General features: G+C 69.8%; 10 protein-coding genes. 2 read left to right on the top strand and 8 right to left on the bottom strand.

The window, feature by feature from the left end; translation table 11 throughout:
- Window positions 1-107: 107 nt before the first annotated feature.
- The gene (locus C7389_RS01480; protein ID WP_162851633.1) at window positions 108-2036 is read right to left on the bottom strand and encodes a methyl-accepting chemotaxis protein; all 1929 of its coding nucleotides are present in this window, start codon (window positions 2034-2036) and stop codon (window positions 108-110) included.
- Window positions 2037-2445: 409 nt separating this feature from the next.
- Here C7389_RS01480 and C7389_RS01475 point away from each other — a divergent pair, with 409 nt between their 5' ends.
- Window positions 2446-4053 carry a carboxylesterase/lipase family protein gene (locus tag C7389_RS01475; protein ID WP_133587638.1) on the top strand — a complete coding sequence of 536 codons (1608 nt, stop codon included), beginning with the start codon at window positions 2446-2448 and terminating at the stop codon, window positions 4051-4053.
- A gap of 21 nt (window positions 4054-4074) precedes the next feature.
- Here C7389_RS01475 and C7389_RS01470 read toward each other — a convergent pair whose 3' ends face one another.
- The 5 genes from C7389_RS01470 to C7389_RS01450 form a co-directional block, all read right to left on the bottom strand.
- On the bottom strand, window positions 4075-4848 hold the full coding sequence (locus C7389_RS01470) for a class II aldolase/adducin family protein (RefSeq protein WP_133587636.1): 774 nt from the start codon (window positions 4846-4848) through the stop codon (window positions 4075-4077).
- Between the two features lie 337 nt (window positions 4849-5185).
- Entirely contained in the window at window positions 5186-6277 is a 1092-nt protein-coding gene (locus C7389_RS01465; RefSeq protein ID WP_133587634.1) for an LLM class flavin-dependent oxidoreductase, read from the bottom strand.
- 73 nt (window positions 6278-6350) lie between these two features.
- The gene (locus C7389_RS01460; protein ID WP_133587632.1) at window positions 6351-7601 is read right to left on the bottom strand and encodes an acyl-CoA dehydrogenase family protein; all 1251 of its coding nucleotides are present in this window, start codon (window positions 7599-7601) and stop codon (window positions 6351-6353) included.
- Window positions 7601-8641 (bottom strand): ABC transporter substrate-binding protein, encoded by a 1041-nt coding sequence (locus tag C7389_RS01455; protein ID WP_133587630.1) that lies wholly within the window; start codon window positions 8639-8641, stop codon window positions 7601-7603. Before C7389_RS01455 ends, C7389_RS01460 begins: the two co-directional genes overlap by 1 nt.
- A gap of 117 nt (window positions 8642-8758) precedes the next feature.
- Complete coding sequence (locus C7389_RS01450; protein ID WP_133587628.1) at window positions 8759-9667, bottom strand: LysR family transcriptional regulator; 909 nt, start codon at window positions 9665-9667, stop codon at window positions 8759-8761.
- 86 nt (window positions 9668-9753) lie between these two features.
- On the opposite strand from C7389_RS01450, the gene C7389_RS01445 reads away from it, so the two are divergent.
- Window positions 9754-11370, top strand: a complete 1617-nt coding sequence (locus tag C7389_RS01445; protein WP_133587626.1) for a rhodanese-related sulfurtransferase — start codon at window positions 9754-9756, stop codon at window positions 11368-11370.
- A 94-nt stretch (window positions 11371-11464) separates the two neighbouring features.
- Here the strand turns inward: C7389_RS01445 and C7389_RS01440 are convergent, their stop codons facing one another.
- Window positions 11465-12043, bottom strand: coding sequence for an RICIN domain-containing protein (locus tag C7389_RS01440; protein ID WP_211168148.1), 579 nt, complete (start codon window positions 12041-12043; stop codon window positions 11465-11467).
- Window positions 12044-12062: 19 nt separating this feature from the next.
- Window positions 12063-12497 (bottom strand): DoxX family protein, encoded by a 435-nt coding sequence (locus C7389_RS01435; protein ID WP_133587624.1) that lies wholly within the window; start codon window positions 12495-12497, stop codon window positions 12063-12065.
- Between the last annotated feature and the right edge of the window lie 158 nt (window positions 12498-12655).

Genomic DNA, 12655 nt, shown 5'->3' with positions numbered 1-12655 from the left:
GTTTCCGGGTGGGGCCGTGGCGTCTGCGCGGAGGAATGCTGGGTGAATGACGGCGCGGCCGGGCGCATCCCGCCCGCGCAGCCGGCGAGAGCCGCTCTTGCGCATGCTCAGGTGCGGAAGGTGGCGATGGCCTCGTGCAGTTGCGAGGAGAGATGGCGCAGTTCGCCCGCGGCGCTGGCCAAGCCCTGCATGGCGCTGCTGTTATGGCCGTTCATGCCGGCCATCTCGTCCACGCTGCGGGCGATCTCGCCGGTGGCGCGCTGCTGCTCGGCGAGCGCGCCGGAGATGCTGCCGATGGTGTGCACCACGTCTTCCGCCGCATTGCGCACCCGGCTCATGGAGGCGCCCGCTTCTTGCGCCAGCGCCGCGCTTTCGCCCACCTGCCGGCTGCCTTCTTCCATCTCGGCGATGGCGCGCCGGGTGCGTTCCTGGATGCTCTCTATCATCCCGCTGATCTCGGCAGTGGAAGCGGAGGTGCGCTCGGCGAGCTTGCGCACTTCGTCGGCCACCACGGCGAAGCCGCGGCCCTGCTCGCCGGCGCGGGCGGCTTCGATGGCGGCGTTGAGGGCCAGCATATTGGTCTGGTCGGCGATTTCGCGGATCACGCCGGTGATGCGGGAGATGGCCTCCGAACTGGCGGCGAGCTCGTTGAGCGAGGCGGCGGAGCGGGTGACGGATTCCGCGCTGCGCTGCATGCCGTCCACCGTGCGTTCGACCACGCCCGCGCTGTCGCCGGTCTGGCGGCCGGCTTCCCGCGCCTTGCCGTCGGCGGTACGGGCGTTGTCGGCCACCTCGCTGGCGCTGGCACCGATCTCGCCCAGGGTGGCGGCAATGCGGCCAGCTGCAGAAGATTGCTGGGCGAGGCGCTCGGCGACCTCGCTGGAAGTGGCGACCAGACCGTCGGCGCGGCGGTCCAGCGCAGTGGCGAGCTGGTCGATGCGGCCGACGATGGCGCGCAGGCCGCGCTGCATGTCGGCAATGGCGTGCAGCAGGCTGCCCTCGGGTGCTGCCGGGATGGGCTGGCTGAGGTCGCCGCGCGCCACCGCACGGGCCACGTCGATGGCGATTCCCGGCTCGCCGCCCAGCGGTCGCAGCACCAGCCTGCGCAGCAGCCACCACACCACCGCGCCCAGCACCACGGCCAGCAGCAGCGCCGCCACCAGCCGGCCGGTGACGACCTCGCGCAGCAGCGCGTGGCGGTCCGCGTCCGCCACCGCGACGACGACCTCGTAGCCCCAGGGGGCGAAGCCCTCCCGCCGCAGGCTCCAGCCCTCGGCCTTGCCGGCGAGGACTTCGCCGACCTGCTCCGCGTTGGCGGTGCTGGAATGGAAGCGCACCCGGCCCTTGTCGTCCACCAGGGCGGCGAAGCCCTGGGCCAGTACCCGGCTTTTCTCGATGGTGGCGGCGAGGGTGGCGAGATCGGCCTTGTAGCCGACGTACCAGATGCCGATGACGCCGCCGCCGGCGGCGAGGATGGGCTGGTAGCCGGTGATGAAGGGATTGCCGAGGATGTCCACCTGGCCGAAGTAGGGCTGGCCGTCGCGGATGCGGGCGATGGCCTTGCCCTTGGGGTCGAGCACCGTGCCGATGGCGCGGCTGCCGTCGGCTTTCTTGACGTTGGTGGAGACCCGGACGAAGTCGTCGCCGTCGCGGGAGAACAAGGTGGCGGTGCCGTCCATGACCGCCACCACGTCGTCCACCAGGGAGAAGTCGTTGGCCTGCGGATGGGAACCGAGCAGCAGGTCCGGCGTGCTGCGGCCGGCGACTTCCACCGCCGGCCCCTGCGCCGCCGCGCCCAGGCCCTCGCCGCGCTCGACCAGCAGGTGCATCGCGGATTTGACCCGCTCGCCCATCAGCTGGTTGGTGACCTGCAACACATCCAGCACGCCGGTGAGCTTCTGTTCCACCAGGGCGTCGACTTCGCGGGCGACGTCGCGGCTGGCGCGCAGGTAGCCCAGTGTGGCTTCCACCGCGGTCGCCAGCGCCAGCAGCGCGAAGAGCGGGACGAGAAAGCGGGAACTCAGGGTGCGCGTCATGGCCAGCCACCTCAGCATGCTTGATCCGTCAGCTATCGGGCGCGCCGCGGGAAGCTGAAGGGCAGGAATGGTCGCTGCTTCCCCAATCTGGGGCTGCCGTGTGCAGTGATGTCCCGCATCGTTGGCTTGCCGTGGCGCACGGCTATCGTGATGCAATTGGCTGCCGAGCGCCATAGCTGGGTTCCCGGCGCTCCGGGCGTACCCGGGGCTGCTGTCGCGCGATACGGAAAAAGCACCGCGTCTGCTGTTGCACCGGGGATAGATTGACCCTCTTGCCTTGCCGCCAGGACTCGCTGCTCCTGTCCGATTATGCAATTCCTTTGGGGGGTGAGGGCACAGTTGGGGGCCTTACGCCGGACGGGGCTGGCCCTGGCACGAGGTGCGACCTGGAGGTGATCAGACGGTGCGAATGGATCGACGTGGTTTTCTTGCCGCTGGTGCCGGCATGCTGTGCTTGCCGCGGCTGGGAAGGGCCGGGGAGGGACGGGTCGTTTCCGTCACCGGTGGCGAGCTGGAAGGCGTGGCGACGGCTGTGCCGGGGGTGGATGCCTGGCTGGGCATTCCGTATGCGGCGGCTCCGGTGGGAGCATTGCGCTGGCGGCCGCCGCAGCCGGTGCCGCCGTGGTCGGGGACCCGGCGGGCCGAGCGGTTTTCCGCCAGTCCATGGGCGATGCCGCGGCAGGCACAGGCGCTCTTCCCGCAGCGGCCGGTTGTCATGAGCGAGGACTGCCTGAGCGTGAACGTATGGGCTCCGGCCGACAGAGCCGGGCGCTCCCGCCCCGTGGTGGTGTGGATCTACGGTGGCGCCTATGTCGCCGGAACGTCCGACGACGCGCGCTATGACGGTGCCCACCTGGCAGCGCAGGATGTGGTGTTCGTGTCTTTCAACCACCGCGTGGGCATCCTCGGTTTCCTGACCCATCCGGAGTTGGCGGCGGAGTCGCCCGATGGTGTTTCCGGCAACTATGCGCTGCTGGATCAGATTGCCGCGCTGCGCTGGGTGCGCGAGAACATTGCCGCTTTCGGCGGCGATCCCGAACGGATCACCTTGATGGGGCAGTCTTCCGGCGCGTTCAGCGTGGCCTTCCATCTCGTGATGCCGCGCTCGCGCGGGCTATTTCAGCGCGCAGTGGCACAGAGCGGAGCACCGCTGGGGCCGCTCAATACCATGAGCATGATCAGTCGCTATCGCGGCATGGAGGAGGCCGGTGTCGAGTTTGCCCGGCGGCTTGGCGCGCGGAGCATTGCCGAATTGCGCCGCATGGATCCGTTCCAGTTGGTGCAGGCGGACGCAGGGCGCTGGATCTTCCATCCAGCACTGGATGGCGTGGTCATCCCCGAACATCCCTTTGACGCCATTGCCGCAGGTCGTGTGGCCGACGTAGCGCTGCTGGCCGGTTTCAATGCCGATGAGGGCGCCCTGTTTCCGCCGCTGGGCGGCGGGACGGTAGCGGGGCTGGAGCAGGCGGTGCAGCGCTACTGCGGCGCGCTGCCAGCCGATGACCTCCACCATTTCCTCGCCACGACGGATGCTGAAGCGGTGGCGCGGGGCCGGCGCCTGTTGGCTGACATCGTATTCAACTGGAACTCATCGGCGCTGACGACGGCGATGGCCTTGAATCGCCGGCAAGCGGTGTATTTCTATCATTTCGTCTTCCGCGACACGCTTCCGGCTGGCATCCCTCACCAAGGCCGAGACAGCGGCGAGTTCGGCGCCTTCCACGGCGCCGAGATCGGCTACGCCTTGCGCAACCCGGAGACTGCGGCCTGGCCGATGAGTGAGCGGCGGGTATTGATGACGGAAATGATGTCGCGCTACTGGCTCAATTTTGCTCGCGGCGGCGATCCCAATGGCGCAGGCCTGCCGACGTGGCCGTGTTTCGAGCCAGGCCGCGATACCGTGCTCTACCTCGACGCGGAACGTACCGCGGCGGGCCCGCAGCCCTTCCGCGAGCGGCTTCAGGCGCTGGGGCGGGGATGGGCCAACCGGGTGCTGGAATTGCCGCCGTCCGCCTGATTTTTCCAGGTGGCGGATGGGCTACTCGAGAAAATCCGCTTCTTCTTCGATGAGGATCTCCCACAGGCTGTGAAAGCCCAGCGCCGCGCTGCGGTGGCCGCCGACCTGGCCGGCGGTGTGGCTGGCGACTTCGTGCGTGAGCGGCCTGGGCAGGCCGGCGGCTTCGGCCAGCAGCTGGGCGTGGGCGGCGTTGTCCATGGAGATGAACCACCAGGCGGCGGCTTCCACCGAGGGGCCGGTGGTAAGCAGGCCGTGGTTGCGCAGGATGGCGGCCTTCTTGCCGCCCAGCGCGGCGGCGATGCGTTCGCCTTCGGACTTGTCCCACACCACGCCGGTGTAGTCGTCGAACAGTACGTGGTCACCGTAGAAGGCGCAGGCGTCCTGGGTCAGCGGGTCGAGCAGGCGGCCGAGGCTGGACCAGGCCTTGCCGTAGGTGGAGTGGGTATGGGCGGCGGCGATGACGTCCGGCCGGGCGGCGTGCAGCGCGGAATGGATGGCGAAGGCGGCCCGGTTCACCGGCCGGTCGCCAACCAGGATGTTGCCCTCGTGATCCACCAGCAGCAGATCGGAGACGCGGATGCGGCTGAAGTGCTTGCCGAAGGGATTGACCCAGAAGCGGTCCGGATGCTCGGGATCGCGCGCGGTGACGTGGCCGGCGAGGCCGTGGTCGTAGCCGTGGCGGGCGAACAGGCGGAAGGTGGCGGCCAGGCGTTGCTTGCGGTACAGGCGCTCTTCCTCGATGGAGGCGCGCGGAGCGGGCTCTTCGAGCAGGAAGCGGCGGTCGGGAGCGTTCATGGGAACCTCGTGGGCGGGTAGGTACGGGGTAACGGGGGGCAAGACCCAGGGGGCGAGACACGGAGCGTGAGCTGTGCTCCAGCTCGGGAAATGTGTCGGCCTGCGTGCAGGCTGCCGCTGGTGTGGGACGGCCTTGCGCCGAGGCGGCAGCGTTCATGAACCCGGCAGGCAAGCGAGAGAGGCCGCTTGCCCTGGGGCCTACATGGCTGGCTAAGGGCGCGGCCTGGATGGCTGCCGGGCATTCGGTTGCCAGATCAATAAGACCGCTGGGTGGGGCGCGCTGAACGCGAGCGGCGCGGCGGCTTGCGGTGACCGCCGCCGCTCGCCCCACACCCGCTCAGCCGGCCTTGCGCAGGCCGCGGGCGTCGCGCTCGGCAACGAGTTCGCGGGTCAGCGGGATGAGCTTGCGGCCGTAGTCGATGGCGTCTTCCAGCGGGTCGAAGCCGCGGATGAGGAAGGTGGTGACGCCGAGCTCGTAGTAGTCCAGCAGGGCTTCTGCGACCTGCTCCGGCGTGCCGACCAGGGCGGTGGAGTTGGAGCGGCCGCCGGTTTCCCTGGCGATGGCGGTCCACAGGCGCTTGTCGGCGCGGTCGCCGTCGGTGGCGGCGGCGAGCAGGCGGCGGGCGCCTTCGCTCTGCAGCGGCGCGCCCTGGCCCAGGCCCTGAGCGGCGCGCAGGCGGCGGGTTTCGTTGAGGATGTGTCCGGCGCGCTCCCAGGCGGCGGCCTCGGTGTCGGCGAGGATGGGGCGGAAGGAGACGCTGAAGCGGATGTCGCGGCCGTGCTTCGCCGCCTCGGCGCGCACCCGGGCGATGGTGTCGCGCGTCTGTGCCAGGTTCTCGCCCCACAGGGCGAAGGCGTCCGCATGCTTGCCGGCGACCTGGATGGCGGCTGCCGACGAACCGCCGAAGAAGATGGGCAGGTAGGGTTTCTGCACCGGCTTCACTTCGGAGTAGCCGCCTTCGAACTGGTAGTAGCGGCCCTGGTGGTCGAAGGGCGCGTCGCTGGTCCAGATGCGGCGCACGATCTCCAGGTATTCGTCGGTGCGGGCGTAGCGCTCGTCATGGTCGAGGAAGTCGCCGTCGCGGCGCTGATCGACGTCGTCGCCGCCGGAGATGATGTGCACCGCCACCCGGCCGCCGGTGAAGTGGTCCAGCGTGGCGAGCTTGCGCGCAGCCAGCGTCGGGGCGATGAAGCCGGGGCGGTGGGCCAGCAGGAAGTGGATGCGCTTGGTGAAGGAGGCGGCGTAGGCCAGGGTGAGGAAGCCGTCCGGCGTGGTGGAGTGCAGCGGGTAGAGGATGCGGTCGAAGCCGGCGTTCTCGTGGGCGAGGGCGAAGTCGCGCACGTAGTCGCGATCTATCGGGCCGCCTTCCGCGGGGTGGATCTCGGACTGCTTCTGGGTGTAGATCATGCCGAAGAAATCGACGCTCATCGTGGGCTCCCGGAGGTGGAGGATGGAGGGCGGAGGGGAAACGGGGCGAGGCACTGGGCGAGTCAGGAGGAAATCAGCAAAGCCCCAGGGCGAGGCGGCCGGCCTGGGTCAGGATCATGTCGTTCTGCGGCGAGTGGATGCGGCTGCACAGTACGTCGCGGTGCAACCGCTCCAGCGGATTGGCGCGCATCAGCGCCGGGTTGCCGGCGGCTTCCACCGCCAGTTCCAGCGCGCGGATGGCGTTGCCGGTGACGGCGTGCTTGACGAGGCCGGCGTCGGTGGGCGGCAGCAGCTTGCCGCTCCGGCCCAGGCCTGGATCCGGCCTGCCGCCGTCCGCTTCGGCCGGCTCATCCAGGCCGTCTTGGTCCGCGGCGTCGAATTCCAGCGCGAAGTGGGCGAGCAGGCGGCGATTCACCGCGATCAGGCCTTCGATCTCGCCCACCACGGTCTGGAAGCGGTAGAGGCTGGAGAGCGGGGCGCCGAGGTTGCTGGGCGTGCGGCCGTTCAGCCAGCCGACCAGCCAGTCGCGCGCGGCTTCGGGGATGCCGGCGTAGGCGGCGGCGATCAGCACCGGGTTCCAGCTGGCGATGAGGGCGTCCGGCGCGGCCCAGGCTTCTGGCGGCCGCAGGTCCACCGCGTGGTCGGCGGGCACGAAGACCTCGTCCAGGATCACGTCGTCGCTGACGGTGGCGCGCATGCCCAGGTGGTCCCAGGTGGGCACCAGGGTGATGCCGGCGGCGCTCATCGGCAGCAGGAAGTAGCCGGTGAGCAGGGCGCCGTCCACCTCGGCGGCCGCCCACACCACCGCATGGCGCAGCAGCGCGGCGCCGCTGGAGTAGACCTTGCGGCCGCTGATGCGCCAGCCGCCTTCCACCCGCCGGGCGCGGGTGGCGGGCAGGCCGCCGCGCACCGGCGTGCCCAGCTCCGGCTCCACCCTCAGGGCGTTGATCAGCGCCGGCTCGGTGGCGGCCTCGTGGCCGATGGCGTGGCGCAGGTGGGCCGGCCAGCGCGGCGAGCGGGCGATGGCCGCCTGCCACTGGTAGTGCAGCGACAGCAGCAGCGCGGTGGAAGCATCGCCACGGCTGACGGCGCTCACCACCGCCACCGCATCGGCCAGCCCGCCGCCGAAGCCACCGGCGCTGGCCGGCACGGTGAGGCCGAGCAGGCCGGCGGCGTGCAGGTCGGCGATGTTCTCCAGCGGCAGGCGGTTGTCGCGGTCGTTGATGACGGCACGGCGGGCGAATTCCGGTACCAGCGCGGCGGCGCGCTCGCTGGGCGTGGCGCGCTGGCGGCGGGTGGCGTGCAGGCTTTCCGGTGCGCCCATCAGCCGGCCCGTCCGTTCAGCACCGGCTCGAAGCTGCGGTCCCACAGCGGGTGCAGATCCACCTGGCGGTTGATGACGCCGGACTTGAGGAAGGTGTCGGCCACGTCCTGCTGGCTGCGGATGGCCGCCTCGTCCACCGCCACCAGCCGGCGCGGCTGGCTCTCGTTCCTGAGCAGCGTGAGCACCGCGTCCACCGGCACGCCGATCTCCGGCGCAATCGCTTCCGCATAGCGCTCCGGGTTGGCCTGGCGCCAGGCGAAGGCCTTCTGTAGGCGGAGAAAGACGTCGGCCAGCGCGGCATTGCGCGCCGGATCGGCGATGGCCTGCGGCGGCGAGAAGTAGAGGTAGTTGCCGGAGAGATAGCCGTTGGCGCGCTTCAGCACCCGCGCGCCCACCGAGGTCTGCGCCAGCGGCACCGAGTAGCCGTAGATGGCCCAGGCATCCAGCTGGCCGGTGCGGAAGGCGGAGGCGCCGTCGGGCACGCTGAGGTTGATGGCCTGGATGTCGGCGAAGCCCAGCCCCACTTCCGCCAGCATCTTGGTGAGGTAGTAGTGGGTGGTGGTGGCGCGCACATAGCCGACGCGCTTGCCCTTGAGATCGGCGATGGCGCGGATGGCCGAGTCCTTGGGCACCAGCACCGTCTGCTCGTTCACATCGCCCTTGATGACGGCGACCACGCGGATGTTGGCGCCGGCCAGGTGGCCGAACAGCGGCGGAATCTCGCTGCCGTAGGCCAGGTCCAGCGAGCCGCCGTTCATGGCCTCCACCATCAGGTTGCCGGAGGCGAATTCCGCCCAGTCTATAGCGTAGGGCGTGTCGGCCAGGCCGGCGGCGGCCAGCAGCAGGCGGTCGCCGCCCTTGTACTGGGCGATGCGCAGACGGGTGCCGGCGGGGATGGGGGCGGCGGCAACTGGCGAGATCAGTGCGCCGGGGGCGAGGCCGCCCAGGAGGCTGGCCGCGCCCAGGCCGAGCAGGTGGCGGCGCTGGCGGTCGAAACCGGTGTTTTCGGCATGAAGCAGGCGGAGGCGGATGCAGGACATCGATATTCCCCGTGGCGTAGTGGGGGAATGCTAATCGCCGCCTGATGATTCAGTAAGAGAATAAAAATTATATTGATATATGCGGTAACGGAATTTTGTGGCTGCCCACAGCGGCCCTCATTCGGGCACCAGGCTGTCCGCCAACGCGCGGCTGAAGCGGCCCAGCGGTTCGGCGAAAGCGCCAGGGTGCGGGCGCTGCACCAGCCACATTTCCGTGGATGGATCGAAATCCTCCAGCCTCAGCAGGCGCAGTTCGGCGCTGTATTCGCTGCGCTCCAGCTGCGCGCGGCTGGCGAGGCCCAGGCCCAGGCCGTCCGCCACCATCTTCAGCTGCAGCGTGGTGCCGAAGGCATCCATCGCCAGGCGGAAGGGCAGCCCCAGTTCGCGGAGCGCATGCTGCAGGCGGGCGCGGAAACCGCAGCCATCCGGATTCACGATCCAGCGACACTGGCGCAGGTCGCTCAGGCGGTAGGGCCGCGGCCGTTCCGGCCAGGCCTGGCGGGCGACCACCACGCCCATCTCCACCCGCCCCAGCGGCTGTGCTGCAACAGCGGCGGGGAACACCTTGCCGGCGGGGAAGGCCACGCCGGCCGCGTCCAGCTCGCCGTTCTCCACCCCTCGCAGCAGCTCGCCGCTCCAGCGTGTCTGCAGATCCACCTCCAGTTCCGGGTAGTCGGCGCGGTATTCCTCCAGCAGGCGGGAGATACCGCTTTCCGCCACCGACTGCGTCACTCCAAGCCGCAGCCTGCCCTGCGGCCGTTCGCTGGCGGCGAGCAGGGCCTGCAGCGCATCCACCTCGCGCAGCACCTTCTCGCACTGTTCCAACACTCGCAGGCCCATAGCGTTCGGCCGCGGCGGCTTGGTGTTGCGGTCCAGCAGATCGGCGCCCAGGCTTTCCTCCAGGCTCTGGATGCGGCGGGTGACGGCCGGCTGGGTCAGCCCCAGCGCCTGCGCGGCACGGGAGAGGGACTGGTGGCGCACGGCGGCGACGAAGGATTGGACGTCGTCGATCTTTATATTCTTCATCGGCCGGATGCTTAGCAGAAAAGGCGATTAGAGGAATGATAAGGGGAATATATCATGCGAAATCAACATGTTTTGTTCCTCCTGCCATGAGCTCAAACACCGCCATCCTGTCTGAAGAACCCGCCTTGCCCCGCCGCACTTATCCCGAGGTTCGCACCGCCCTGCTGGAAGGCCGCGAGATCGCCCTGTTGGACGTGCGCGAGGAAGATCCCCACGCCCAGGCGCATCCGCTGTTCGCCGCCAACTTCCCGCTGGCGCGCATCGAACTGGATGCCTACGCCAAGCTGCCGCGGCGGGATGTCGCCATCGTCACCCTGGACGATGGGGAAGGGCTGGCGGAGCAGGCGGCGCGGCGCTTCATCCGGCTGGGCTACACCGACGTGGCGGTGTTCGACGGCGGCGTGCAAGGCTGGGAAGCGGCCGGTGGCGAGCTGTTCCGCGATGTGAACGTGCCGAGCAAGGCCTTCGGCGAACTGGTTGAGGCCGAGCGCCACACCCCTTCGCTGGCGGCGGAGGAGGTGCAGGCGCTGCTGGATGCCAAGGCCGACGTCGTCGTCGTCGATGCCCGCCGCTTCGACGAGTACCAGACCATGAACATCCCCGGTTCCACCAGCGTGCCCGGCGCCGAACTGGTGCTGCGCATCCGCGAGCTCGCGCCGGACCCGGCCACCCGGGTGGTGGTGAATTGCGCAGGCCGCACCCGCAGCATCATCGGCACCCAGTCGCTGGTGAATGCCGGCATTCCCAACCCGGTGGCGGCGCTGCGCAACGGCACCATAGGCTGGACGCTGGCCGGGCAGGCGCTGGAGCGCGGCGCCGACCGCGGCTTTCCCCCGGTGTCGGCGCAGACGCGCGAGCAGGCGGCGCAGGCCGCCCGCGCGGTGGCCGACCGCGCCGGGGTGCAGCGCGCCACCCTGGCGGAGGTGGACCGCTGGCGCAGCCAGCAGGGCCGCAGCAGCTATTTCTTCGACGTGCGCACGCCGGAGGAATACGAGGCCGGCCATCTGCCCGGCTTCCGCCCGGTGGCCGGCGGCCAGCTGGTACAGGAGACCGAGATGGTGGCGCCGGTGCGCGGCGGCCGCATCGTGCTGGCGGACGACGACGGCGTGCGCGCCAACATGACCGCCTCCTGGCTGGCGCAGATGAACTGGGAAGTGCATGTGCTGGACGGCCTGGACGCGGCGGAATTCCGCGAGCGCGGGCCGTGGCAGCCGGCGGTGTTCCCGCCGCCTTCGGTGCGCCGCATCCTGCCGGAGACGCTGGCGCGCTGCCGGACCGCCGGCGAGGACGTGGTGGTGCTGGACTTCACCACCGGCGCCAACTACCGCAAGCGCCACATCCCTGGCGCCTGGTTCCTGCTGCGCTCCCGCCTGGCCGAGGATTTCGCCGGCGTGCCCAAGGCTGCGCGCTACGTCCTCACCTGCGGCAGCAGCCAGCTTGCCCGGTACGTGGTGCCGGAAGTGCAGGCGCTGACCGATGCCGAAGTGCTGCTGCTGGACGGTGGCAACACCGCCTGGTTCGCCGCCGGGCTGGAGGAGGAGAGCGGCGAAACGCACCTGGCCTCGCCGGTGATAGACCGCTACCGCCGCCCCTACGAGGGCACCGACAACCCCCGCGAAGCGATGCAGGGCTACCTGGACTGGGAGTTCGGCCTGGTCGCCCAGCTGGGCCGGGACGGCACGCACGGCTTCAAGGTGATCTGAAGGCTTTTCGACCTCTCCGCCCCGGACCCGCCGAGAGCTGCCGACGGCGGCTGGAGGCGAGCGCTGCTTCCTGCCCGGGTGACGACGGCCGCCGCTAAGCCCCGGCCGGCACCGAAAACACCCAGCGCGAACGCTGGGCATCGGTGGCCTCGCAACGCTCCACGAACAATGGTCGCCAGCGGTGGGTCGGCTCGAAGGTGGTGGCGGATTCCTTGCCCACCGTCAGGCACAGGCCGCTGCCTGTCAGTTCGATTCGGCCGTCCGGCCTGTGGGTGAAGCGCTGCAGCTTGTCCGCCTCCATGAAGGGCGTGCGCTCGCCGCATTCCCGCGGCACCAGCGCCGCCCCGGGCAGTGCCCGGCCGTCCAGGCCTGCGACAGTGGCACAGGCGTGGTAGGCGGGAAAGCGGATGTAGCCGTTGGCTTCCATTACCACCGCTTCGTCGGCATACAGCCCGGGCTTGCAGTTGTGCGCCGTCAACGGCAGGTCGAAGCGGATGTAGCGGCCGGAACCGACCACGTCCAGGCAGTAGCCGTCGTTCGGCCGGTCCAGCGGATCGACCAGGCGCAGGTGGCCGGGCTGCTGGGCCGGGGCGGTTTCCGCGTGGGCGGCCGGAGTCATCAGGGCGCCGACCGCCAGCAGCGGAAGCAGGGTCAGGGCGGGGAATGGCCGCATCGGCGGGTCTCCGGGCACGTCAGGCCGCATGGGGGAAGAAGAGGGTGTAGCGGCCGTACTCGCGCCGCTCCTCGCGCCAGGCATGCAGCGCGAGAGTGACCGAGAGCAGGCCCCACAGTACGAGGTACTCCACGCCACCGAGGTTCCACAGCCAGCCCGGCCCCTTGACCACGATGGTGGCGTAGGCCGCCACCGCCATCAGGCCGCCGGAGAGTAGGCCGACCCACTTCACCAGGACGCCGAAGGTGAGGCCCACGGCGCAGACCGTCTCCAGTACCAGGGACAACACCAGGAAGAACAGCGCGGGATGGAAGCCGGCGCGGGTGAAAAAGCCCAGCGACCCCTCGAAGCCGGCCAGCTTGTAATAGACGTGGGGCACGTAGAGCAGCCCCAGCGCGAGGCGGAGCACGACCAGGGGATCGGCAAGGTCGAAGCGGTGCTTGTTGGCAGACATTTTTCTGCTCCTTGGATGTCGTGGGGGGGCGATGCTGCCTCTCCGCTTCCTTCTTCAACGGTATTACCGGAGTGGCGATTCCACGATAGCGCCCGACCCGACGTTGATAAACACGGCCGCCGCGGATAGATTGTTTCCTGGTTGTTGATAAAAACGGG

It is taken from the genome of Azoarcus indigens (assembly GCF_004361735.1).
Taxonomy (GTDB): Bacteria; Pseudomonadota; Gammaproteobacteria; order Burkholderiales; family Rhodocyclaceae; genus Azoarcus; species Azoarcus indigens.
This window is presented reverse-complemented; position numbering and strand designations above follow the sequence as displayed.

What these genes read in the sequence shown, in the direction of transcription:
- C7389_RS01480 (WP_162851633.1), bottom strand. Translation starts at nt 2,036, where the DNA reads ATGACGCGCACCCTGAGTTCCCGCTTTCTCGTCCCGCTCTTCGCGCTG.
- C7389_RS01475 (WP_133587638.1), top strand. Translation starts at nt 2,446, where the DNA reads ATGGATCGACGTGGTTTTCTTGCCGCTGGTGCCGGCATGCTGTGCTTG.
- C7389_RS01470 (WP_133587636.1), bottom strand. Translation starts at nt 4,848, where the DNA reads ATGAACGCTCCCGACCGCCGCTTCCTGCTCGAAGAGCCCGCTCCGCGC.
- C7389_RS01465 (WP_133587634.1), bottom strand. Translation starts at nt 6,277, where the DNA reads ATGAGCGTCGATTTCTTCGGCATGATCTACACCCAGAAGCAGTCCGAG.
- C7389_RS01460 (WP_133587632.1), bottom strand. Translation starts at nt 7,601, where the DNA reads ATGGGCGCACCGGAAAGCCTGCACGCCACCCGCCGCCAGCGCGCCACG.
- C7389_RS01455 (WP_133587630.1), bottom strand. Translation starts at nt 8,641, where the DNA reads ATGTCCTGCATCCGCCTCCGCCTGCTTCATGCCGAAAACACCGGTTTC.
- C7389_RS01450 (WP_133587628.1), bottom strand. Translation starts at nt 9,667, where the DNA reads ATGAAGAATATAAAGATCGACGACGTCCAATCCTTCGTCGCCGCCGTG.
- C7389_RS01445 (WP_133587626.1), top strand. Translation starts at nt 9,754, where the DNA reads ATGAGCTCAAACACCGCCATCCTGTCTGAAGAACCCGCCTTGCCCCGC.
- C7389_RS01440 (WP_211168148.1), bottom strand. Translation starts at nt 12,043, where the DNA reads ATGCGGCCATTCCCCGCCCTGACCCTGCTTCCGCTGCTGGCGGTCGGC.
- C7389_RS01435 (WP_133587624.1), bottom strand. Translation starts at nt 12,497, where the DNA reads ATGTCTGCCAACAAGCACCGCTTCGACCTTGCCGATCCCCTGGTCGTG.